The 21,607-nt window shown below is 64.2% G+C and carries 22 protein-coding genes and 1 pseudogene; 20 read left to right on the top strand and 3 right to left on the bottom strand.

Annotated elements, in window-relative coordinates:
- Positions 1-236 precede the first annotated feature (236 nt).
- Complete coding sequence (locus tag LJE61_RS04165) at positions 237-878, top strand: ParA family protein (RefSeq protein WP_296915023.1); 642 nt, start codon at positions 237-239, stop codon at positions 876-878.
- Between the two features lie 381 nt (positions 879-1,259).
- Positions 1,260-1,871, top strand: coding sequence for a hypothetical protein (locus LJE61_RS04160; RefSeq protein WP_296915026.1), 612 nt, complete (start codon positions 1,260-1,262; stop codon positions 1,869-1,871).
- On the opposite strand, the gene LJE61_RS04155 is transcribed toward LJE61_RS04160, so the two are convergent.
- The gene (locus LJE61_RS04155) at positions 1,853-2,614 is read right to left on the bottom strand and encodes a TSUP family transporter (protein WP_296915029.1); all 762 of its coding nucleotides are present in this window, start codon (positions 2,612-2,614) and stop codon (positions 1,853-1,855) included. The two genes, LJE61_RS04160 and LJE61_RS04155, sit on opposite strands and share 19 nt — an antisense overlap.
- Positions 2,615-2,806: 192 nt before the next feature.
- Here LJE61_RS04155 and LJE61_RS04150 point away from each other — a divergent pair, with 192 nt between their 5' ends.
- The 13 genes from LJE61_RS04150 (at position 2,807) to dnaB (ending at position 16,315) form a co-directional block, all read left to right on the top strand.
- On the top strand, positions 2,807-3,754 hold the full coding sequence (locus tag LJE61_RS04150; RefSeq protein ID WP_296915031.1) for an ABC transporter ATP-binding protein: 948 nt from the start codon (positions 2,807-2,809) through the stop codon (positions 3,752-3,754).
- Positions 3,751-4,539 carry an ABC transporter permease gene (locus LJE61_RS04145; protein WP_296915034.1) on the top strand — a complete coding sequence of 263 codons (789 nt, stop codon included), beginning with the start codon at positions 3,751-3,753 and terminating at the stop codon, positions 4,537-4,539. The genes LJE61_RS04150 and LJE61_RS04145 overlap by 4 nt, the downstream gene beginning before the upstream one ends.
- Before the next feature lie 234 nt (positions 4,540-4,773).
- Positions 4,774-7,176, top strand: a complete 2,403-nt coding sequence (gene mrcB, locus LJE61_RS04140) for a penicillin-binding protein 1B (RefSeq protein WP_296917533.1) — start codon at positions 4,774-4,776, stop codon at positions 7,174-7,176.
- A gap of 611 nt (positions 7,177-7,787) precedes the next feature.
- On the top strand, positions 7,788-8,087 hold the full coding sequence (locus tag LJE61_RS04135) for a tetratricopeptide repeat protein (protein WP_296915039.1): 300 nt from the start codon (positions 7,788-7,790) through the stop codon (positions 8,085-8,087).
- Positions 8,088-8,128: 41 nt separating this feature from the next.
- Positions 8,129-10,102 carry a DNA repair helicase YoaA gene (gene yoaA / locus LJE61_RS04130; RefSeq protein WP_296915041.1) on the top strand — a complete coding sequence of 658 codons (1,974 nt, stop codon included), beginning with the start codon at positions 8,129-8,131 and terminating at the stop codon, positions 10,100-10,102.
- A gap of 176 nt (positions 10,103-10,278) precedes the next feature.
- Positions 10,279-10,998 (top strand): VWA domain-containing protein, encoded by a 720-nt coding sequence (locus LJE61_RS04125; RefSeq protein ID WP_296915044.1) that lies wholly within the window; start codon positions 10,279-10,281, stop codon positions 10,996-10,998.
- A gap of 7 nt (positions 10,999-11,005) precedes the next feature.
- On the top strand, positions 11,006-11,767 hold the full coding sequence (locus LJE61_RS04120) for a J domain-containing protein (RefSeq protein ID WP_296915047.1): 762 nt from the start codon (positions 11,006-11,008) through the stop codon (positions 11,765-11,767).
- Positions 11,768-12,017: 250 nt separating this feature from the next.
- The gene (locus LJE61_RS04115; RefSeq protein WP_296915051.1) at positions 12,018-12,470 is read left to right on the top strand and encodes an SRPBCC family protein; all 453 of its coding nucleotides are present in this window, start codon (positions 12,018-12,020) and stop codon (positions 12,468-12,470) included.
- 148 nt (positions 12,471-12,618) lie between these two features.
- Positions 12,619-13,032 (top strand): 30S ribosomal protein S6, encoded by a 414-nt coding sequence (gene rpsF / locus LJE61_RS04110; protein ID WP_296915054.1) that lies wholly within the window; start codon positions 12,619-12,621, stop codon positions 13,030-13,032.
- Positions 13,033-13,047: 15 nt separating this feature from the next.
- The gene (gene rpsR, locus LJE61_RS04105) at positions 13,048-13,284 is read left to right on the top strand and encodes a 30S ribosomal protein S18 (RefSeq protein ID WP_296915057.1); all 237 of its coding nucleotides are present in this window, start codon (positions 13,048-13,050) and stop codon (positions 13,282-13,284) included.
- 86 nt (positions 13,285-13,370) lie between these two features.
- Positions 13,371-14,294 carry a DUF2232 domain-containing protein gene (locus tag LJE61_RS04100; protein ID WP_296915060.1) on the top strand — a complete coding sequence of 308 codons (924 nt, stop codon included), beginning with the start codon at positions 13,371-13,373 and terminating at the stop codon, positions 14,292-14,294.
- A 129-nt stretch (positions 14,295-14,423) separates the two neighbouring features.
- Positions 14,424-14,873 (top strand): 50S ribosomal protein L9, encoded by a 450-nt coding sequence (gene rplI, locus LJE61_RS04095; protein WP_296915064.1) that lies wholly within the window; start codon positions 14,424-14,426, stop codon positions 14,871-14,873.
- Positions 14,874-14,911: 38 nt separating this feature from the next.
- Positions 14,912-16,315: a replicative DNA helicase gene (dnaB, locus tag LJE61_RS04090; protein ID WP_296915067.1), complete on the top strand. Its 1,404-nt coding sequence runs from the start codon at positions 14,912-14,914 to the stop codon at positions 16,313-16,315.
- 126 nt (positions 16,316-16,441) lie between these two features.
- Here the strand turns inward: dnaB and LJE61_RS04085 are convergent, their stop codons facing one another.
- Together LJE61_RS04085 and LJE61_RS04080 are read right to left on the bottom strand one after the other, a co-directional pair.
- Complete coding sequence (locus LJE61_RS04085) at positions 16,442-16,588, bottom strand: tyrosine-type recombinase/integrase (RefSeq protein WP_296917557.1); 147 nt, start codon at positions 16,586-16,588, stop codon at positions 16,442-16,444.
- Between the two features lie 168 nt (positions 16,589-16,756).
- A pseudogene (locus LJE61_RS04080) lies at positions 16,757-16,983 on the bottom strand (phage integrase N-terminal SAM-like domain-containing protein); the annotation flags it as partial.
- 328 nt (positions 16,984-17,311) lie between these two features.
- Here LJE61_RS04080 and LJE61_RS04075 point away from each other — a divergent pair.
- The 5 genes from LJE61_RS04075 (at position 17,312) to LJE61_RS04050 (ending at position 20,858) form a co-directional block, all read left to right on the top strand.
- Complete coding sequence (locus LJE61_RS04075) at positions 17,312-17,581, top strand: BrnT family toxin (protein ID WP_296917530.1); 270 nt, start codon at positions 17,312-17,314, stop codon at positions 17,579-17,581.
- The gene (locus tag LJE61_RS04070; protein ID WP_296917528.1) at positions 17,571-17,771 is read left to right on the top strand and encodes a hypothetical protein; all 201 of its coding nucleotides are present in this window, start codon (positions 17,571-17,573) and stop codon (positions 17,769-17,771) included. Before LJE61_RS04075 ends, LJE61_RS04070 begins: the two co-directional genes overlap by 11 nt.
- 98 nt (positions 17,772-17,869) lie before the next feature.
- Entirely contained in the window at positions 17,870-18,595 is a 726-nt protein-coding gene (locus tag LJE61_RS04065) for a P-loop ATPase, Sll1717 family (protein ID WP_296917526.1), read from the top strand.
- A gap of 1,026 nt (positions 18,596-19,621) precedes the next feature.
- Entirely contained in the window at positions 19,622-19,729 is a 108-nt protein-coding gene (locus LJE61_RS04060) for a type II toxin-antitoxin system HicA family toxin (protein ID WP_296917555.1), read from the top strand.
- An 838-nt stretch (positions 19,730-20,567) separates the two neighbouring features.
- A complete protein-coding gene (locus LJE61_RS04050; RefSeq protein WP_296917522.1) occupies positions 20,568-20,858 on the top strand; it encodes a hypothetical protein in 291 nt (96 codons plus the stop codon).
- The last annotated feature ends 749 nt before the right edge of the window (positions 20,859-21,607 follow it).

Below are 21,607 nucleotides of genomic sequence, written 5' to 3'. Positions count from 1 at the left end.
AGCCGCCCGGATCCGCCCCTGATGCGACGCCTGACGAGCAGCTGACGTGGCTCAGGCTGTCCCAGCCCCAGCAGTCAGGCGTGAGCGTGCCCGACCCGCCGTGCTTGACGCACCCTGATCCCTCCGCCTAGCCTTCCCACAGGTTCAATGCTGCCGACGGCAGAGGTCTCGATCTTGACGATGCATATGCTGCGTGGGGCGATACAGCCCGGCGCCCATTCACGGAAGACGCGGCGGTGAGCGTCGTTGCGGTCGTGGGCAACAAGGGTGGCACTGGCAAGACCACCTTGTCGTTGAATCTGGGCGCGGGCCTCGCGCAGCGCGGATCGGTCGTGATCGTCGACGCCGATCCGCAGCAGTCGGCCTACCAGTGGCGGCTGGTCGGTGACGCGGGCGGCGGCCTTCCCGCCGTGGTGGCCGCGGCATTCGGACTGGACAAGACGGTGCTGGCCCTTCGCGACGTCCATGCGCACGTGGTCATCGATTGTCCGCCGTCCATCAAGGCACCGCAGACCGAGCACGCCTTGCGGCTGGCGGACCATGCCCTGATACCACTGCAACCCTCCCCGATGGACCTCTGGGCGACGAGTCACATTGCCCGCATCATCGAGAAGCTGCGCCCGGAGAACCCGCGGCTGCGTGCGCTGATCGTGATGAGTCAGATGGAGCCGCGCACGACGCTCTCGAGGCTGATGCCGGAGGCGGTCTCCGAGCTGGACCTGCCGGTTGCCCGTACCTCATTGCAGCGTCGTTCGATCCATCGCCTCTGCGTCCTGGAGGGGCGCAGCATCTTCCAAACGGGCCGGCGCGGCGCCGCGGCGGCTGCCGAGATCAACGATCTGATTGCGGAGATCTTCGACCATGACCACGACCAATAGGACCCGCACAGAACGCCGGTTGGTGGATTCCATCCGCAAGGCCAAGAGCGGCGTCGAGCAGCCGGCCGAGGCGGCCGCCGTGTCCGCGTCCATGCCCGCGGAAGCACGCGCACCGTCGCCCGCTCGGGGACCGAGCCGTTCCCGATCCGCCGACAGTGCGACGGCCTCGGTCAGGCCTGCGTCACACAAGGGTCCGGCCGCGAGCGACCCGGCAAGCGCGGCGTCGCGGGGGGGCGCCCAGAGGGGTGGACGGGTCTGGCCCGACTGAGGGTCTTCGGCCGGTCGGCAGTGTCAGGGCGCGGGTGCATCGATCCGAGGCCGGCCTCGTCACCCTTCGCCGGGTGTTGGGCACCGGCGTCGCCTTCCCGGTACAATGCGGTGATGCAGCGCGATTTCAGGGTTCCGTCTCTCTACAAATCGCTCCTCATGCTGGCACTCGTCTTCGGGCCCTTTTACTGGCTGGCCTTCACCGAAGATGGTCAACGGCGGACCGATCTGGCCTTGATGTCCGTGCTTGGGAAACCCCAGCTCAACGCGGCCATGGACGCGTTCACCAGCGGCTTGACCGAGTCTCAGGTTCGCGAGACCTTCCCGAAGCTTCGGTTCCAGTGCGCGGACGGGGCGAATCCGTTCGGTGATCGTCTGTGCGGAGCCGAGATCGGCGCCTTCAACGGCATACCAGCATCGTCTATGACCGTCTTTTTGACAGGCGGATCCCTTCGCGCGGTCAAGTTGTCTTATCGGCGCGCATACCATCATCGGATGCGGGAGTGGGTCGAGGGGCGGGTCGGCGCTGCGGGTGATCGAGGTGGGGAAGGGAGCGCCTTTCAAATCGAGGATGGCGTCGCCGTCTGGGCGGTCGCCGACGGTCTGCTGGCGATGCGCGATGGGGTGTTGACGCGCGAAGACGATCCGGCCCTGCTCTGGCTCTCGCAGGCCGCCCTCGCTCGGCGGGGCGGCGCGCGCGCGTCGAGTCAGATCCCGTTCAACTGATCCCAGAAGAGCTTCAGCGAGATCAGGATCGAAGCGCCGACTAGGATGGGCCGCACCAGGACGGCACCATGTTTCAGCACCAGGTGGGACCCCAGCCAGGCGCCGATCAACTGGCCCATCGCCATCGCGGCCGCCAGGGTCCAGATCACCTGTCCGCCGATCACGAAGAAGATGAGCGCTGCCAGGTTGCTGGTGAAATTCAGCAGCTTCGTGTGCGCGGTCGCGCGGCGCAGGTTGTACCCCAGCAGCGCCACATACCCCATTGCGAAGAAGGTGCCGGTGCCGGGGCCGAAGAAGCCGTCGTAGAACCCGACGCCGACCCCGACCGTCATGGCGAACGCCGGGGTCCTGAGGCGCTGGTGCGAATCCAGATCCGAGACCCGTGGCGAAAAGAGGAAGTAGAGCGCGAAGCCGATCAGCAGCCCCGGGATCAGCCGCTGCAGCGCCGCGCTGTCGATTTGTTGGACCAGGAGCGCCCCGAGTGTTGCGCCGACAAAGGTGCAGGCGACCGTGAAGGCAGCCTTGCGGGGCTCGATCATTCCCTTGCGTATGAAGTGCACGGTCGCGGAGCCACTGCCGAACACCGCCTGTGCCTTGTTGGTCGCCAGACTCTCGAGCGGGCTCAGCCCGGCCCACAGGAGGGCCGGAATGGTGATCAGACCACCGCCGCCGGCGATCGCGTCGACGAAGCCGGCCAGCAGAGCGAGCCCGAACAGGATCGAGGCGATCTCGGGGAAGCCCACTCAGGTCTCCGTCTTGAGCCCGATGCAGCCGGGCGGACCTGCCGCCTGGGGCAGAGCCGGGCCGAGGAGCCGGCTAGGAGAGATCCATGGGCTGCTCATGCCTGCCTCCTGGGGTTCCATTGAAATGCACAGACTTGGTCACAATCTGCCCGCTCTTACCTCATGACCAGCAGCCCGATCCCATCATCCAAGATGTCCGCTCTCTCCGTCCAGCAGCTCACCAAGGTCTACAAGGGGGGGTTCCAGGCGCTGAAAGGGATCGATCTGGAGGTCGAGGAAGGGGACTTCTTCGCGCTCTTGGGTCCGAACGGGGCAGGCAAGTCCACCTTTATCGGCATTCTCGCCTCGCTGGTGAACAAGACGGCAGGGCGCGTGACGGTCTTCGGCGAGGATCAGGATCGCGAGCCCGAGCGCGTCAAGTCCTGCATCGGACTCGTACCGCAGGAGTTCAACTTCAATCTGTTCCTGCCGGTCGTCGAGGTGGTGGTCAATCAGGCCGGCTACTACGGCATCCCGCGCCGCGAGGCCAGGCTGCGCGCCGAGCGCTACCTCAAGCTGCTCGATCTCTGGGACCGCCGCGACACCGAGATGCGCAAGCTCTCCGGCGGTCTCAAGCGCCGCCTCATGATCGCCCGGGCCTTGGTCCATGAGCCCCGCCTGCTGATCTTGGACGAGCCGACCGCGGGCGTGGATATCGAGATCCGCCGCTCGATGTGGGGCTTCTTGCGCGAGCTGAATGCCCGCGGCACGACCATCATCCTCACGACGCATTATCTGGAAGAGGCCGAGAGCCTTTGTCGCAACATCGCCATCATCAACCACGGCGAGATCGCGGAGCTGACCAGCGTGACGTCCCTGCTGAATCGACTCCACACGGAGACGTTCGTCCTGAACCTCAAGGGCCGGATCTCGGAGCTCCCCCAGCTCGGCGGCTTCGTGCTCCAGCACCTGGATGACTGCACGCTGGAGGTCGAGATGAGCCGGGAGCACACCATTAACGGCCTCTTCGAGGCCCTCTCCAGAAACGGCATCGAGGTGATCAGCCTGCGCAACAAGCAGAATCGCTTGGAGCGTCTCTTCCTGGACATGGTCGAACGTCGCGGCGGTGCGGCCAGGCCTGAGTCCGAGGAGGCCGCGTGAGTCGGCACGGGGTCGGGTGGCGTCGCTACTGGATCAGCTTCCAGACGATCTTCCTCAAGGAGATCGTGCGGTTCTCGCGGATCTGGGTCCAGACCATCCTGCCCTCCGTCATTACCACCACACTTTACTTCGTGATCTTCGGGCGGCTGATCGGGGAGCGGATCGGCACCATGGGGGGGCTCGATTATCTCGACTTCATCGTGCCGGGACTGGTGCTGATGGGCGTTATCACCAACGCCTATTCCAACGTCGTCTCGTCGTTCTACAGCAGTAAGTTCTCTCGCTACATCGAGGAGCTGCTGGTCTCGCCGGCGCCCAACTGGGTGATCCTGGCCGGCTATGTCGCGGGGGGTGTCGCCCGCGGGCTGGTGGTCGGCACCGCCGTCATGCTGGTCGCCATGGCCTTCACCGAGGTCCGGGTCCATAGCCTTGCCGTGACCATGCTGATGTTCACCATGACCGCGGTTCTGTTCGCGCTCGGCGGCTTCATCAACGCCATCTATGCGAACAGTTTCGACGACATCTCCATCGTTCCCACCTTTGTGCTGACGCCCCTGACCTATCTGGGCGGTGTCTTCTATTCGATCGACCTGCTCCCGGGGTTCTGGCAGGGTGTGTCACTCGCCAATCCGGTCCTCTATATGGTCAATGCCTTCCGGTACGGACTCCTGGGCGTGAGCGACATCCCGGTCGGCATCGCCTTCGCAATCATCGCCGTTTTCATCGTCGTGCTCGGGGCGTTTAGCCTCGAGCTGTTGCGCCGCGGTGTGGGAATCAAGACCTGAGGGTCGGCCTTGCCACGGCGCGGATGGGTTGCACAGGGGGGCGCCACATCTCTCCAGGGCCCCGGCAGGTTGTATCCTCGCGCTCCAAGTGGGACCATAAGCAGCTGAAACTTGCACAAAAGGATCGGCCGCCTGTGTCCGAAGGATTACCCCGTGTGTCTCTGTCGTCGTTGAGGGCTCCGCGATCCGGCTCGGCCGGACTCCTCGCTTCTGTCGCCGCGCGGAGGCGCTGAAGTGGCAAGACGCCCACGCCGCACGACCGTGCGCAAGCGACGCGGGATCGGTGGATTCGTGTTTCGATGGGCGCTGCTCGTCGCGCTGGTCGTCGGGTTCGCCGCCACCCTCTACGGCATCCATCTCGATCGAGTCGTTCGCGGGAAATTCGAGGGGCAGCGCTGGGCACTCCCGGCGCGTGTCTTCGCGCGCCCGCTCGAGCTGTATGCCGAACGGCCGCTGCTCCCCGAGCAGCTTGAGGCTGAGCTGGACCGCCTGAGCTACCAGCGCTCCGCTGTCCCGGACGTGCCCGGCAGCTACAGTCGCGAGGGCGAACGATTCCTGGTTCGCACGCGGCCGTTCCGCTTCTGGGATGGTCAAGAGCCCGGGCGCTTCCTGGACATCCGCCTGAGCGAGGGGCGCTTGGCGGAGCTGGCTGACGCGGATGGTGGCCTGCCTCCGGCGTTGGTGCGCCTGGACCCCATGCTGATCGCCAGCATCTATCCGACCCACAACGAGGATCGGGTCCTGGTTCGTCGCAAGGACATCCCCGATCTCCTGGTCCGGACACTGATCGCAGTCGAGGACCGCAGCTTCTATCACCATCTGGGGGTGGATCCACGCGGGATCGCACGCGCCGCCTTCAGCAACCTGCGGGCAGGTAGCGTCGTGGAGGGCGCGAGCACCCTCACGCAGCAACTGGTCAAGAATTTCTACCTGACTGCCGACCGCACCTTCGAGCGCAAGCTCAAGGAGGCGGTGATGGCCCTGTTGCTCGAACGCCGCTACAGCAAGGACGAGATTCTGGAGGCCTATGCCAACGAGATCTACCTCGGACAGGACGGCAGCCGGGCCATCCATGGGTTCGGGCTGGCTGGCACCTTCTTCTTCAACAAGCCGCTCCAGGAGCTCGGGATCCCGGAGACCGCGCTCCTGATTGGCCTGGTCCAGGCGCCGTCGCACCTGGATCCGCGGCGTTATCCGGATGTGGCGTTGAAGCGGCGAAATCTGGTCTTGGATCTCATGGCACGCGACCGCGTGATCAGCAGTGCCGATGCGCAGGCGGCCAAGGAGGCCCCGCTGGGGCTCGCCGAAGGCGGTGGGCGTCCGGTCGGCGAGTATCCCGACTTCATCTCCCTGGTACGCCGTCAGTTGCAGCGCGACTATCGTGAGGAGGATCTCCGATCCGAGGGCTTGAACATCTTCACCACCCTTGACCCGCTGGTCCAGGCCGAGGTCGAGAAGTCACTCCCGGTGCGGCTCGCCGCACTGGAGCAATCGCGACGCATGTCGTCCGGCTCGCTCGAGGCCGCTGCGGTGATCACATCCGTGGCGCAGGGTGAGGTGCTTGCCCTCGCGGGCGGTCGCGAGCCGGGGTACGCGGGGTTCAATCGCGCCCTCGACTCGGTGCGCTCGATCGGCTCGCTGGTCAAGCCGGCCATCTATCTTGCGGCCTTGTCGAAGCCGGAGCGCTACTCCCTGACCACCAGTCTGCAGGACAGCCCGGTCAGCATGCGGGTCGGCGACAAGATCTGGACACCGAAAAATTACGACCATCGCGTGTATGGGGCGGTGCCCCTGCATCGCGCCCTCAGCAGCTCGCTGAACCTGGCGACGGTCAACCTCGGGTTGGCTCTCGGTCTCACCGAGGTGACCGAGACCCTCTATCGGCTCGGCGCGCAGCGACGTATCACCAAGGTTCCGGCCATCCTGCTCGGCTCCGTATCCATGTCGCCTCTTGAGGTGGCACAGGTCTATCAGACGATCGCCGCCGGCGGCTACCGTGCGCCGCTGCGTGCCATACGCGAGGTGGTGGGCGCCAATGGCCGGCCGCTCAACCGCTATCCGCTTTCCGTCGAGGCCGTGGTCGATCCCCGTGCCGTCTATTTGACCACCTGGGCCATGCGGCGTGTGGTGACCCAAGGAACCGCCAAATGGCTGGGAGCAAAATTGCCCAATGGCCTGACCATGGCGGGGAAAACGGGCACCACGGACGACATGCGTGACAGCTGGTTCGCCGGGTTCAGTGGCGACAAGGTCGCGGTGGTCTGGGTCGGTCGCGACGACTACCAACCGATGGGGCTGGCTGGAGGCACAGGGGCCTTGAGGGTCTGGAGCGACTTCATGCTGGCCATACCGAACGAGCCGTTGCCGGTGGCCGCGCCCGACGGTGTGCTGCTGGCGGGAGGCGGCGGGGATGGCTCGAGCGTCCCCTATATCGAGGGGACCGCGCCGAGCGCCCGAGGCGGCGGCGGGCCGCGATCCGCCGGGGGACAGGAATCACAGGATCCCGTCCAAGCCGGGTCGCAGGCCGCTTCCGAATCCGGGTCCGTGTCTGACACCAACCCCGTCGCGGGCACCAAGCCGCCTCCCAAGGCCTCCTCCCACCGCAAGAACCTCTTCATGAGCGATTTCTACAACTGATGATCAGAGTGCCAGCGATCTTGGTGGCCGTCATCATATTGACGGCCTGTGCGGCAGAGCAGCGCCGGGAGCCGCCAGCGCCGGTGGTGCAGGTGACGCCGCGCGATCCGGTCGCCGCGGCGCCCGCCGTGACGCCCCGCCCGGAGAAGCCGGCGGCCCCGAGGCAGCAACCGACCAAGGTCTACGCCTATCGAGATCCCGCTGCCGCGCCCGACCCTGAGCCAGTGCCCGGGTCAGTCGCCGAAAGCGCTGTGGCTCCCGCGGCGGCTCCGGAGCCTCCTCCGCCGGCCGCGCCGCGCGTCGTGCAGGCCCCCGTAACGGCAGACAACGGGCCCGGAGCCCCGCCGCCCCGACCCCCGGCGCCTCCCGTTGCAGCAAGACCACCGACCGCGGCGGCGCCCGACCAGACTGCCGGGCGCACCGCAGCGACTCCACCGCCCGCCTCGCAGCCGAGTCCGTCCGCGCCGCCGGCGGCGGTATCCGAGGCGCCTGAGCCGCGTTCGCCCCCCGCTGCGCCATCTCAGCCGTCCGCTCCGCCGCAACAGGTCGCCGTCGCGCCCGCGGCACCCCCCGCGTCCGCGATTCCGGGTCTGCCGCCAGCCGCCGATGCCTTGGCGCGCCAGGCCGAGCAACAGCGACAGGCGGGTGACTACACCGGTGCCGCGGCCTCTCTCGAGCGCTCGCTCCGGATCGCTCCGAGGGAAGCCTACCTCTGGAATCGTCTTGCCCGCGTCCGTTTGGAGCAGGGTCAGGCAGGCCAGGCCGGCAATCTTGCCGCGCGGTCGAATGACCTTGCCGGTGATGATCCGACGATCAAGAAGGACAACTGGCGGATCATCGCGGAGTCGCGGCGCCGCGCCGGGGATACCGCGGGCGCCAGCGAGGCGGAACGGCGCGCCAGCGGGGGCTGATCGGACCGCAGCGGTTCGATCTGGACGCGCGGGCGCCTGCCATGGCCGATCTCGGATCTGTCTTCGGCCCTGACGGACTGCTCTCGGAGCGTCTCGCGGGCTTCGCCTACCGGTCTCAGCAGCAGGCCATGGCAGAGTGCATCGCCGCGGTCATGAGCGAGGGCGGCACGCTGATCTGCGAGGCCGGCACGGGGACCGGCAAGACCTTCGCCTATCTGGTGCCTGCCATCCTGTCGCGACGAAAGGTATTGATCTCAACCGGGACGCGCAACCTCCAGGACCAACTGTTCCACCGTGACCTGCCCCTGGTGCGCTCGCTGTTGGGCGTCCGGGTGCGGACCGCTTTGCTGAAGGGCCGCACCAACTATTTGTGCATCTATCGGCTGAGGTCCTCACTCGAGGACTGCATGCGCCTGGATGCGGAGTCTCGTATTGGCCTGCAGCAGGTTCAGGCGTGGGCGAAGTCGACCAAGCGAGGCGATATCGCCGAGCTGCCGATCCCGGAAGATGCCCAGATCTGGCCGGCCGTCACCTCGACCAGCGACAACTGTCTCGGCCAGGAATGCCCGGATTGGCAGGGCTGTCATCTGGTCGCCGCCCGCCGTGAGGCGCAGTCGGCGGATCTGGTGGTCGTCAATCACCACCTGTTCTGCGCGGATCTGGCGCTGAAGGACGAGGGCTTCGGCGAAATCCTGCCGGGTGCCGACTGCTTCGTGCTCGATGAGGCGCACCAACTGCCGGAGACGGCGACAGGGTTCTTCGGCGTCCGGGTCAGCAGTCGGCAGCTGCTGGATCTGGTGCGGGACGGCGAGCTGGAATATCGGCGTGAGGCCGGCGATGTGCCCGAGCTGCCGAAGCGTCTCGGGGCGCTGCGCCGGGCCGTTCATGACCTGCGTCTCGGCCTGGGCGACGCCGATCGCCGTGGGCCCTGGAGTGAGCTCGCCGAAGACCAGGCCGTGTTGAAGGCGATGGATTCGGTGATGCGGCGCCTGAGGTCGCTCACGGAGGGGCTCAAGCTGATCGAGGGTCGAGGCAAGGGACTCGATGCCTGCCTGGGCCGTGCCGAGGCGCTCGGCGACGACCTGCAACGGCTCACCTCCGGCGCATCGGCTGAGGCCGTACGTTGGTTCGAGATCCAGGGTCGGGGCTTTCGGCTGCACGAGACGCCGCTTGAGGTGGCCGAGCCCTTCCGCGCCCAGATGGGGCGTCCGCGGACCGCCTGGATATTCACCTCGGCGACCCTCGCCGTCGGCGACCGCTTCGACCACTTCGCGCGTCAGCTCGGGATCGAAGGTGCCCGGACGGCCCGCTGGGACAGCCCCTTTGACTACGCGCGGCAGGCCCTTTGGTTCGTGCCCCGCGGTCTGCCGCGGCCGGCCGATCCCGACTACAACGCCCACCTGCTCGAGGTCGCCTGCGAGCTGATCGACTGCAGTCGCGGACGGGCCTTCCTCCTGTTCACCAGCTACCGCGCCCTGCGCGAGACCGCAGAGGGTCTGGAGTGCCGAATCCCCTATCCGATCCTGGTTCAGGGAACGGCGCCGCGCGCGGAGCTCCTGGAGCGGTTTCGCGAGCTCGGCAACGCCGTCCTGCTGGGCACCGCGAGTTTTTGGGAGGGTGTCGATGTGCGGGGTGATGCCCTGTCGTGCGTGCTCATCGACCGGCTTCCCTTCGCCTCGCCAGGTGACCCCGTGCTCGCCGCGCGGATCGAAGCCGTGCGTCGGCGCGGCGGAAATCCCTTCAACGACCATCAACTTCCGCAGGCCGTGATTGCCCTCAAGCAGGGTGCCGGTCGACTGATCCGCGACGGCAGCGACCGAGGTGTGCTGGTGGTCTGCGACCCGCGGCTGTTAGGGCGATCTTACGGGTATCGCTTTCTCGAGAGCCTGCCGGCGATGGCCCGGACCCGCTCGATGGACGACGTGAGGGCATTCTTCATGACGCAGTCCGGGTCTGCGGGCGTGCGGGATGCGCTCGATTGGGCGCCTGAGTCCGGTGTAGAGGCGCCGACCTGAGCCGGTCCCGCGCTGGACGGCGCCGATCGGCTGCTGCCGGAATCCCATCCGGCAGCCTGGCGCGCACCGCCCAACCGGCCGCCGGGGAATGCTTCGCTCTCATGCCGGTCCAAGGCACCGGATCGGCGTCATCCCCGGGTACGAACACCGCGGGACTGTGATGAAGGCAATCTGAGATGACCTCGAAACGAACCGACCTCGAATCACCGGCGAGCGCAACGGATGTGAGCGCCTTCCTGCGCCAGGTCGCCGCGACACCGCGGGTCGGCAAGCGCGGCGCGCGCGGGCGGCTCATCTTTGCGATGGACGCGACGGCGAGCCGCGAGCCCACATGGGACCGGGCGGCGCGGATCCAGTCGAGCATGTTCCTCGAGACCCGGGGTTTGGGTGGTCTGGAGGTTCAGCTCTGCTATTACCGGGGGTTTCGGGATTTCGCGACCTCGCCCTGGTATCAGGATTCTGATGAGCTCCTCAAGCGGATGAATCGCGTCCTCTGTGAAGCCGGTCTGACCCAGATCGGTCGGGTCCTGGCGCATGCCTTGGCAGAGGCCGAGAAAGGGCGCGTGGATGCAGTGGTGCTTGTCGGTGACTGCATGGAGGAGAGTCGCGAGCGGCTCGCCGATCTTGCCGGTCGGCTTGGGCTCTTGGGTGTGCCGGCGTTTGTCTTTCAGGAAGGCCGTGACCCGGCGGCAGAGCGCTGCTTTCGTGAGATCGCGCGCCTGACCGGCGGTGCCTGGTGCCCCTTTGATTCGAGCAGTCCGCAAATGCTGCGCGACCTGCTGAGCGCGGTCGCCGTCTATGCCGCCGGCGGCCGACAGGCGTTGATCGATTTCGGCCGGACCCGCGGCGGGGCTGCGCTCCAGCTGACCCACCAGGTCGCCGGGAAAGGAAGCTGAGGTTGGCATGGCGCGTTTGCTGATCTTGGTCGGGATCCTCGCGACGATCCTCTGGCTGCTGCACTGGTTTCGCACCACCCCGGCGCACCGAGTGAGTCGGACCCTGCGCAAGGCCGCCGTGTGGGGCCTGATTGCGATCCTGGTCTTGGCGGCAGCCACCGGGCGGCTCAACCCGATCTTCGCCGCCGTCGGTGCAGCGATCCCGCTTCTGCTTCGCGCAGCCAATCTGATCCGGCTCTTCCCCGCCGTTCAGCAACTCCTGAGAGGGCTGGGCTTAGGCGGCTTGGCCGGTCCCGGGACGGCCTCTGCCGGAAACCGTGCTCAGACCTCGAGGATCCGGACCCGCTACCTCGAGATGTTCCTGGATCACGGGACCGGAACCATGGATGGTGAGGTTCTGGATGGCCCTTTTCAGGGTCGCCGGCTCGCTGATCTCACCCTCGATGAGCTGATGCGCATGATCGAGCTCTACCGCGAGACGGATGCCCAATCCGCGGCCGTGCTCGAGGCCTATCTGGACCGCGAGCGCGATCCGGACTGGCGTCGCAGTGATCAGGGCGGCGGTCGCCCCGGTCGCGCGCCGCCCCACGGCGAGCGCTTGACCGAGACCGAGGCCTGGTCGATCCTCGGGCTCGAGCCGGGCGCCGATGCCGCATCCATCCGCGCCGCCCATCGGCGCCTCATGCAGCGCCTGCACCCCGACCGGGGCGGCTCGGATTATCTGGCGGCCAAGATCAACGAGGCGAAGCGATTGTTGTTGGGGGATTAGACCGCATTCGGCACGTCAGACGCCCAGAGCGTCCCGGGTCGGCGGCCGATCCGGGAATCCGGCAAGCCCGCGCGGCCGCGTTCATCCATGGGCGGGCAAGCAGAAAACCGCTCACCGGGAAGAAGCGAGGCACACCGAGCCGTCCGACCTCGGTCTTGGGTATGGTCGTGCAGGCCCCACAGTCCGTTCAAGCTCGAATGACGGTCCTGTTCACCCGTGTGCTGGCGCGTTTTTTGGGACGGTATGACCCATGGTAAAGACCCAGGCAAAGACCTTGATCAACCTCCCGCCCGCGCAGGTCTTTCGTTTCGTCGTGGATGACTTCGTGCTGAACTATCCACGTTGGTCGCCCGAGGTGCGGAGTCTCCAGGCGATCACCGAGGGGCCCCTGCGGGTCGGCTGGGTCGGCCGGCAGATCCGCATGGACCAAGGCCGACGCACCGACAGCCAGTTCCGAGTCGTGGCCCTCGAGCCCGGTCGTCGCGTGACCTTCCGGGGAGCGACCGATCCCTACCTGATCGAGTATCGGTTCGAGCCTTTGGGCGCGCACACCCATGTCACCTTCATCTTCGAGCTGGGCCGTCTGAACCTGACGCTCAGGCCGTTCGAAAAGCTGATCCGTCTAGCCGCTCAAAATGGCGCGAAACAGGTCGTGCATAACCTGAAGGGCCTCATCGAGACCGAGCTCGTCGGCACGACCTGAGGCCTGGCCCAGACCTGCCCTTCGGATGTTTTGACCCGTCCAACGGAACCGGTATAATGCGCGATTCGCCCGCTACGGGGGAACTCCTTGCCTCACCGGCCCGGTCCAAAGGCCGTTGCGGGAGGCTGCCAATCCGAGAGGAGCTTCAATGCGACATTACGAAGTGGTCTTCCTGGTTCATCCGAGCCAGAGTGAGCAGGTGCCGAGCATGGTCGAGCGATATCAGGGAAACCTGCAGAAGCGCGGCGGTGTTGTGCATCGGTTCGAGGACTGGGGGCGTCGGCCCCTTGCCTATCCCATCAACAAGGTGCACAAGGCCCACTACGTCCTGATGAATGTCGAGTGCGATCAAGAGGCCATCGACGAGCTCGAGAGTGCCTTCCGCTTCAACGATGCGGTCCTTCGGAATCTGATCATCCGCCGTGATGACGCCGTCACCGAGGCCTCGCCGTTGGCCAAGACAGGGGACGAGCGGGAGCGTTCGGACGCCTCCGAAGGCGGCGGGCGTAGAGACGATTCGCGCCGCGGCGACAGCGCCGGCGGCGATTCCGGTAGCGATTGACGCGCGGGGCGAGCCATGGACTCAAGCACATCACGTTTTTTCCGTCGGAAGCGTTATTGCCGCTTCACCGCCGAAGGCATCACCGAGATCGACTACAAGGACCTCAATCTCCTGAAGGCCTATGTCAGTGAGTCCGGCAAGATCGTCCCGAGCCGCATCACGGGTACCTCGGCGAAGTATCAGCGCCAGCTGGCGCAGGCCGTCAAACGGGCCCGCTACCTCGCGTTGCTCCCTTACACCGACGGACACTGAGCCGGGCCGATGACGACCGGAAGTGGGCGGCGTCCGGCCGCCCTGTCCGGCCGGATGCTCCGGGCGCGTGAGTCGGGTCGGCGGTGGTGAAGGCGATCGCTCGCTTCATCATGCGCGGCCCGTCGCAGGCGGCCCTGGTGGCCGCGGTGACGGCGTTGCTGTCCGTCCTGATGCCTCCGGTGGCGCTGCTGAGCGGCGCTTCCGTAGGGCTGGTCTCCCTGCGCGGCGGGCCGAAGGACGGCTTGGCTGTCAGCGCGATCGCGACGCTCGGGATGGGCGCGCTTGCCTGGCTTGCCCTGGGGTCCCCTTTGCCGGCCCTCGGTGTCTTGCTGATGCTGTGGCTGCCGGTGGTGGGCCTCGCGCTGGTGCTGAGATACAGCCGATCCCTCGGGCTGACGGTGCAGCTCGCCGGGGCGGCCGCCGTGCTGCTGACGCTTCTCGCCTATGCCTTCATCGAGGATCCGGCCGCGGCCTGGCTTGACCTTCTCGATCCCTTCCGCCAGGCATTGGTCCAGGACGGTGTGCTGACAGAGGATGCCAGCAGGGGCGCGTTCGCCAGTCTGTCGCGCTGGATGACGGGCGCGTTTGCTGCCGCTGTGGTTGCGCAGGTGCTGCTGGGACTCTTCGTCGCTCGCTGGTGGCAGGCCATACTCTATAACCCGGGCGGGTTCGGCAGTGAATTCAGGACGCTCAGGTTGAGCCGCTCCTTTGGCATTCTGACCGTCCTGCTGTTGGCCGCCTTGCCCTTCGTCGGTGGTGTCGGGCTTGTCGCAAACCTGCTGGTGGCGCTTGGTGTGCTGCTGCTCTTGCAAGGTCTTGCCGTGGCCCACCAGGTCCATGCGCTGAAGAAGGCGCACGCCGCCTGGCTCATCGGACTCTACGTCCTGATGGTGATTTTCATGCCTCAGACCCTGATCCTGTTGGCCTGTATCGGTCTGGTGGACATTTGGGGAGATATCCGGGCGCGGGTCGGCCAGACCGGGTCCGGCGGAAACGGACCGCCTGGCTGATCGTCGAACCGCTCTCCGCCAGCGCTCCGCCGACCAGACGATTCGCGCGAATGGGGGCAGGGCCTCTGCGACGACCACACGTCGCGCCGGCGCCCGATGCCGATGAACGTCATGAGAGGAGTTACAGAAGTGGAAGTCATCTTGTTGAAAACGGTCGGTGCGCTCGGCGCCTTGGGGGACAAGGTGAGCGTGCGGCCGGGCTACGGCCGAAACTATCTCGTCCCCTTCGGATTTGCCGTGCCGGCGACCGCGGCCAACCTGGAGGCGTTCGAGGCACGGCGTGCCGAGCTCGAGCAGGCTGCCGCGGAGCAGTTGGCCGAGGCGCAAGCGCGTCGTGACCGGCTCGAGGGCATGCGTGTGACGATCGCCCGTAAGGCGGGCGATGAAGGGCGCCTGTTCGGGTCGGTCGGGACCGGCGACATCGCCGAGGCCGTGACGGCCGCTGGGGTTGCGCTGGAGAAGCAGGAGGTGCGGCTGGCGACCGGCCCGTTCCGCGCCGCCGGGGAGTACGAGGTCGCCCTGCATCTGCACCCGGAGGTGGACGCGACGATCAAGGTCGACGTGATCCCGGAGGACTGATGCTGGCGAGCCGCCGATAGCTCTGATTGGCGCGACGCATGTCCGAATCAGACGGCCAGGGATTCGCCGGACCGGTCGGCGCTGCCTTCGACGGTCTGCGTGTACCGCCGCATAATGTCCATGCCGAGCAATCGTTGCTCGGCGGTCTCATGCTGGACAACAGCACCTGGGACCGGATCGCCGACATGGTCGCCGAGGGTGATCTCTACCGGCGCGAGCACCGCCTGATCTTTCGTGCCATCGCCAGGCTGGCCGAAGAGGATCAACCCTTTGATCTCGTAACCCTTGCGGAGACCCTCGAGCGGACCGAGCAGCTCGAGGCCGCGGGCGGGCTGCCGTATCTAGGGGCCATTGCAAACGAGACGCCGAGCGCGGCCAACATCAAGGCTTACGCGCGGATCGTGCGCCAGACCTCGATCCTGCGGCAGATGATCGCCGCCGGGACCGATATCGCCGACAGCGGCTATAACCCGCAAGGGCGCGATGCCTCGGAGCTGCTCGATGAGGCGGAGCGCCGCGTCTTCGAGATCGCCGAGCAGGAGGCACGCGGCGGCGGAGGCTTTCAGCCCATCAAGACACTGCTGGGCCGGGCCGTCGAGCGCATCGATGCGCTCTATCAGCGTGACGAGCCGATCACCGGTTTGGCGACCGGCTTCTCCGACTTCGACATGATGACCTCGGGGCTCCAGCCCGCGGATCTCATCATCGTGGCGGGACGGCCTTCGATGGGCAAGACCAGCTTCGCGATGAACATGGCTGAGCATGTCGCCATTCAAACCAAGCGGCCGGTGGCGGTGTTCAGCATGGAGATGCCCGGGGACGCCCTGGCGATGCGCATGATGTCCTCGTTGGGACGGATCGACCAGCACCGCGTCCGCACCGGGCGGCTGGAGGAAGACGAGTGGCCGCGCCTCACCTCGGCGGTCAATATCCTGGCCGGGGCGCCCATGTTCATCGATGACACGCCCGCGCTGTCCCCGACCGAGGTGCGTGCGCGCGCGCGGCGCCTGAAGCGCGATCAGGATGATCTGGGCCTGATCGTTCTGGATTATCTGCAGCTCATGCAGGCGCCCGGCTCGGGAGAGAACCGGGCAACCGAGATCTCCGCCATCTCCCGCTCGCTCAAGGCCCTGGCAAAGGAGCTGAACGTCCCCGTCATCGCCCTGTCGCAGCTCAACCGCAGCCTGGAGCAGCGCCCCAACAAGCGCCCGGTGATGTCGGATCTCAGGGAGTCGGGGGCGATCGAGCAGGATGCGGACCTGATTGTCTTCATCTATCGCGACGAGGTCTACAACGAGGACACGAACGACAAGGGCATGGCTGAGATCATCATCGCGAAACAGCGCAACGGACCGATCGGGACCACCCGCCTGACCTTTCTCGGCAAGTACACCAAGTTCGAGAACTATATCGGCAACTATTACGGCGAGGGCGGCGGCTGAGTCCCGATTTTCGTCAATCGGGCACCGGCGCTCCCCTCGGTCTCGCGCGATCGTCCCCGCCAGCCGCCAGGTCGCTTGCCAAGAGCCGCCCCGAGACCGCGATGCGCTGCTCCCGCAGCGCCGGAATCAGGGCATCGGGCAGCGGCACGAATCGGTCCTTTGCCCCTTCCCGTTGTGCACCGTGATCTGCCGATAGCCGAAGTCGATGTCCTGCACCCGCAGCGTCGCGCACTCCATCAGACGCAGGCCTGTCCCGTACATCAGGCTCGCCATCAGCCAGTCCCGGCCGTTCAGGTGCAGGAGGACCCGCGCCACCTCCTCCCGCGTCATCACCACGGGGACTCGCTCCGGCCGTTTGGCCCGGGTCACCCCGTCCACCCAGCCGACCTCGATTCCCAGCACCTGCTTGTACAGAAACAGGACTGCGCAGAGGGCCTGATTCTGGGTCGAGGCGGATACCCCCCGCTGGGTCGCCAGACCGGAGAGGAACGCCTCCACCTCCGGCGCCCCAGGTCCCGCGGGTGTCGCTTTCCGTTGAATAGGATGAAACGCTTGATCCAGCCCACGTACGCGTCCTCCGTTCGAGGGCTGTAGTGCAGCCTTCTCAACTTGTCCCGCACCTGGTCGAGCAGACGCGGCGGTCTGGGAACCTCGGGGGCTGGCAACATGGCGCCTCCTGGATCGTACACTGACGTAACTGTATACATCGACAGTTCGCGGCCCGAGCGCAACCTCCGCCCGACATCTCGACGCCCCTGGGGCGCGCCGGCTGACAGGGGCGGCACCTGGTAGACAGCTGAGCCGAGCAGTCGCAGGTTGACCGCGCCCCCGGGACGCCCGCCGAACCGGCCGCATAACGCCCAAACCGCGCGCTGCCAGCTCGCACAGAACCCATTGACCCGAATAGGGTTTTCTGATCCACTTAAGCCGACGCCCCAAGATATCGGGCCCGTTCGTCCGCAGAAATCTAAGTAGGTCACCCATCCAAAGGTAACGATGGATTTTGAATGGGATGAATCCAAAGCGGGCGCCAACAAGAAGAAACACGGCGTCACGTTCTGGGAGGCAACAGAAGTCTTCGGGGACGATTTGTCATCGTTTGTTTCCGATCCAGATCATTCAGCGGAAGAAGATCGTTTTCTTTTGTTCGGGACGACAAAGAGCAACAAACATCTCGTCGTTTCCTTCACTGAACGAAATCAAATTGTTCGCATTATCTCAGCCCGTCACATGACGCCATCAGAGCGTAAAGCCTATGAACAATGACGAAGAAATGAGGCCGGATTACCCCGCCGAACTGATCAAGTCCGGAGTACGGGGCAAGTATGCCAGCCGCTATCGTGAAGGCACAAATGTCGTGCTTATCGAACCAGAGCTTAACAGACTGTTTCCCAACGCAGAAGCTGTCAATCGCGCCCTTCGCGCTTATGCAAAAGAGCACAAAATGCTGACCTAACCAGCGGGTAAACTCCGAAGCCGGCCAAACAGCGGCTGGCTCGGGTTACCGGGGACGTTAGATCCCAAATAACCCCGTAACTCCTCCAGGAAGAACTGATGGCAACAAGCCTAAGGAAACTAGAGTCTTTCGGGGACGTTGCAGCTGAAGACGACGCCGTACTCGACTACTTTCTGGCAACTGACGCCGTAGCACAAATTGAAAGAACGCAAGCGTTCTTGGTTCTCGGCCGCAAGGGCTCTGGAAAGACGGCAAACGTAAGGCATTTCACTGAAGGGCACTCTCTATCGCGGTCGAAGCCCCTCAATCTGCGAGGACACCCATGGCGGATTCATGCTCAACGCATCGACCGCGGTGCCTCAGAGGTCGAGGCGTACGTTTCGTCTTGGAGATATCTTATCGCTTTAGAATTTGCCTCAATGGTGCTGGAGGATTCTGAGCGCCCGCAGCATGACGAAGTAGAAGCCCTAACGAGTTTGTTTAGAGAAAACTGCGGCGGCATAAATCCGTCCCTTTCAGACATACTTCGACCAAAGCGTCTTCGCATAAGCAAGTTCAGCCTACAGCCACCGATTCTCGGTAATGCAATCGGCGGAGTAGAACTAGAGCGTGACCCCGCGGATCTTCAGTTTGGCGCCGAATTAAACGCACTCACCGCTTCTATTCTCGAAACTTGCTATGCGATCGTTGCGAACGAATCTCTCGATCCATATGTCCTGCAGTTTGACGAATTAAGGGGACCTCGAAAAATGCCTTCCATGGCATTTTTCGAGACGCGAAGCGAAAACGCGGTTTCCGCTTCGCTTCATTTCTCAAGCGCTTAGGCGCTTGAGAAATGGCGGGGCATCCTGCCCCGTACGGGCACCTCGAATTTCTCGAGGTGCCCTTAAATCAGGGCCCCTCCGCTGGTGACGACACTCGTGAGTAAATGCTCATTGGCTTGATTATCGCCGCCCGAGATGTCCGACGCGAGTGCGCGAAGGTCAATGCACCCATGATTCCCGCAGTTTATTTACACACAGACTTATGGGATGACTTGCAATTTTTGACAAGAACAAAATTGGCCAAACGCTGACTCTTAGCTTGGAATGGACGAATGAAGCGCTACTTGCGTTGATTAACGAGCGACTAAACGCTAAGCTATCTGATAGGACAAAAGGGAAGAAATTGTAGACCCAGTCTTAATGCGGGGATCACAAACAAAATGGAATCATATTCTTGCTCGAACTTTTCTCCGCCCTCGCGACGTAATCCGTTTTTTAATGCATCACTGGCGGAAGCAAAAAGACGACCAGACGATTCCCTCGTATTGACGAGCCCCGACATCATACATGCTCGCGAGCGGTATTCAACTTATCTCAAAGAAGAATTGGATGACGAGATACTCCCTCACTGGCCAAAATGAAAGCAAGCGCCTTACGCTTGCTCGTCAATGGGTATGATCACTTTCGACCGCGAAGATTTTGTCAAAGAATACGAAGAGCGCCGCACCCACGACAATCCCGTTAGCAATGACGATGCGCTAGAACTGCTTTATCGCTTTTCCGTAATCGGCTATTCGCGACGCAGTGGATACGGCGGATCTTCCTAGGCGTTTCAATATACAGGCGCATAGGCGGGGTGGGATAATGCAGCAACACGCTTCAAGGTGCACTTAGGACTGAAGGAGTAAGCGAAGCTCCGAGAAGAGCGGTTGTGGAGCTAATGATCTTACATACGCCTCCTGCGGACGCGCCAAAGGCGCGCGCCGCTGAGGCGGAACGTTGGGCCAGTAACCTGAATTGGATGGGTCAATGCCTCAGAAGATCCGTGACCTGCTGAAAGCTCTCAAGGACGCTGGCTTCGGAGAGATCGCAGGCGCAGGGAAAGGCTCCCACCGGAAGTTCGTCCATCCAAAGTATCCGGGAGCGGTGACCGTAAGCGGCAAGGCTGGTGACGATGCAAAGCGCTACCAATAAAAGCAAGTCGCTCAAGCAATCGAAACGGTAAGCAAAGGAAAGACTTGGACAGATACCACAAATGGGTGGAGTGGAGTGATGATGATCAAGTGTATATCGGAAAGTGCCCTGACCTCATAACGGGAATACATGGCGATGACCCCGTCGCGCTCCACGGTGAACTTTGCGATATTGTCCAGGAAGTCCTGATTCACTTTAAGGCTGAGGGCCGTCCACTCCCTCCGCCAAGGGTTCGCCCCATGCGTGAGGTCGCGTAAATAGCCCAACAAGTGGCTAAACTCCGAAACTGGCCAGACAACGGTCAGCTCGGTTAGCCGCGCGTTAGAGCACCAGAAAAGGAAATGCCTCACTTCAAGATAAAGACGGAAGCTTACTCAGGAATTGAGGTTCGCTTTCGCTGTGATCACGCAAGTCGGGAGCTAAGGCTAAGAATCATCGCAGATGGGCGGCCCGCCTACTATCGCCAATGCTTATGGTGTGGCCATGCCGGAAGAGCTATTTCGGCCAAAGAAGCTAGATCGGAACGTCAAGGAAAAACTGAGGTGCCACCATTTGACGATGACCTGGAATTCAAATGGCGTGCTAGAAAGCAAGCGGAGTGTGTAAAAACAACGGTGTCCGGTCGACCAAGCCCGGATGGCCACAAACGGCCGCTGCCGGTGCGGCTCATCGGGTCACAGTCGTTGCCTCAGGGTTGTTTGCTTGTTTCGCCATTGCTCACAGAGGACCACGGACAGCCTACTAGGGGCCATTAAGAAACGGGAGACATCCGCAAAATAGACTTGACAAGATGCCTTCAATGGGGTCGCGCTGGTATGTTGCAAAACCACAACAAGGCATGACCCCAATGATCCTCGACCGACTCGTGAGCCTGATGCATCCCCTCACCGACAAGACCGTCTTCGCCGAGCTGCTCTCCCCCGTGGAGCGGGTGCTCGCGCGGCTGCGCAGTGCCCAAGGGCTGGGGCGGCCGCTCAGCATGGGGGACTTCATCGCGCTGGGGGTGCTGCGCCATCTCCAGGGCATGGGCAGCCTGCGCGAGCAGGTGCAGGCGTTGCAGCATCTGGATCCTACCCCGGGCGCTGGTGCGCCCGTGGCCCGCTCCACCTGGTCGGATGCGTTGGGCTAGCGGATAGGGTCACCATTTGTTGCGGCCTGGCAAGGCCGCGTTATCTTGCAGGTGCGAAGCCTGCCCAGGTAAGCGCTAGCCACGGGCCTGGAATCGAGACTTGCAGTTAGTGCGGTAACGTCCTGGTTGATGCGTAGTCAGGAGAGGAGGCGAGGTGCAAGGGTAACAGGTGATGCTGACCTTGAAGGTGTAGAGCTCCGAAAAGACCGACGTTGGGAACGGCCGATGGCTTAAATGGGCCAGCAGGCAACAGCGCTGCGTGCGTCAATGCGAGTGAGCAGCGACCCCCCGGAGTCTCAGGCCGTATCGAGCCTCACATCGAGATAGCGCGGTAACCAGGGAGATCCGACAGTCGGTGCCGAAGGATCGGCGCACCCTCGAACAAGCGTAGAAAGCGAGGACGAGGGCGGAGGGTGTCGGAAGTCGGAGCCACCCATAGGAGCGCGGATCTGCGGTAATGCGCAGGGAGCAACGGGGTGGCGGTCTGGGATAACGAGTCGGGGCGACATGGCCCGACGCAGAGCGGACTCTGACCATGGCAACACGACTGACGCGTTTCACACAGAAGGCGCGTGAGGAGCCGCGCGAGCGGTTCACTGCCCTGATGGGTGTTCGACCCGGAAGGGCTCCACGCCAGCTTCGAGCGTCAGAACGGGAGGAAGGCGCCCGGAGTGGATGGGGTACCTAAGGCAGACTATGCGGTGGGTCTGGATGATCGGATCGACGATCTGTCCGGGCGCCTGCGGCGG

This window comes from Thiocapsa sp. (genome assembly GCF_022340925.1).
GTDB lineage: Bacteria > Pseudomonadota > Gammaproteobacteria > Chromatiales > Chromatiaceae > Thiocapsa.
The sequence above is the reverse complement of the archived record's forward strand: the minus strand, read 5'-3'. Positions and strand labels throughout refer to the sequence as shown.

Excerpts from the sequence above, each read along its gene's own strand:
- LJE61_RS04120 (WP_296915047.1), top strand. The coding sequence starts at position 11,006 with ATGGCGCGTTTGCTGATCTTGGTCGGGATCCTCGCGACGATCCTCTGG.
- LJE61_RS04050 (WP_296917522.1), top strand. The coding sequence starts at position 20,568 with ATGACCCCAATGATCCTCGACCGACTCGTGAGCCTGATGCATCCCCTC.
- dnaB (WP_296915067.1), top strand. The coding sequence starts at position 14,912 with ATGTCCGAATCAGACGGCCAGGGATTCGCCGGACCGGTCGGCGCTGCC.
- LJE61_RS04070 (WP_296917528.1), top strand. The coding sequence starts at position 17,571 with ATGAACAATGACGAAGAAATGAGGCCGGATTACCCCGCCGAACTGATC.
- LJE61_RS04115 (WP_296915051.1), top strand. The coding sequence starts at position 12,018 with ATGGTAAAGACCCAGGCAAAGACCTTGATCAACCTCCCGCCCGCGCAG.
- LJE61_RS04125 (WP_296915044.1), top strand. The coding sequence starts at position 10,279 with ATGACCTCGAAACGAACCGACCTCGAATCACCGGCGAGCGCAACGGAT.
- LJE61_RS04150 (WP_296915031.1), top strand. The coding sequence starts at position 2,807 with ATGTCCGCTCTCTCCGTCCAGCAGCTCACCAAGGTCTACAAGGGGGGG.
- rpsR (WP_296915057.1), top strand. The coding sequence starts at position 13,048 with ATGGACTCAAGCACATCACGTTTTTTCCGTCGGAAGCGTTATTGCCGC.
- LJE61_RS04160 (WP_296915026.1), top strand. The coding sequence starts at position 1,260 with ATGCAGCGCGATTTCAGGGTTCCGTCTCTCTACAAATCGCTCCTCATG.
- LJE61_RS04075 (WP_296917530.1), top strand. The coding sequence starts at position 17,312 with ATGGATTTTGAATGGGATGAATCCAAAGCGGGCGCCAACAAGAAGAAA.
- LJE61_RS04085 (WP_296917557.1), bottom strand. The coding sequence starts at position 16,588 with ATGGCGAGCCTGATGTACGGGACAGGCCTGCGTCTGATGGAGTGCGCG.
- yoaA (WP_296915041.1), top strand. The coding sequence starts at position 8,129 with ATGGCCGATCTCGGATCTGTCTTCGGCCCTGACGGACTGCTCTCGGAG.
- LJE61_RS04065 (WP_296917526.1), top strand. The coding sequence starts at position 17,870 with ATGGCAACAAGCCTAAGGAAACTAGAGTCTTTCGGGGACGTTGCAGCT.
- rpsF (WP_296915054.1), top strand. The coding sequence starts at position 12,619 with ATGCGACATTACGAAGTGGTCTTCCTGGTTCATCCGAGCCAGAGTGAG.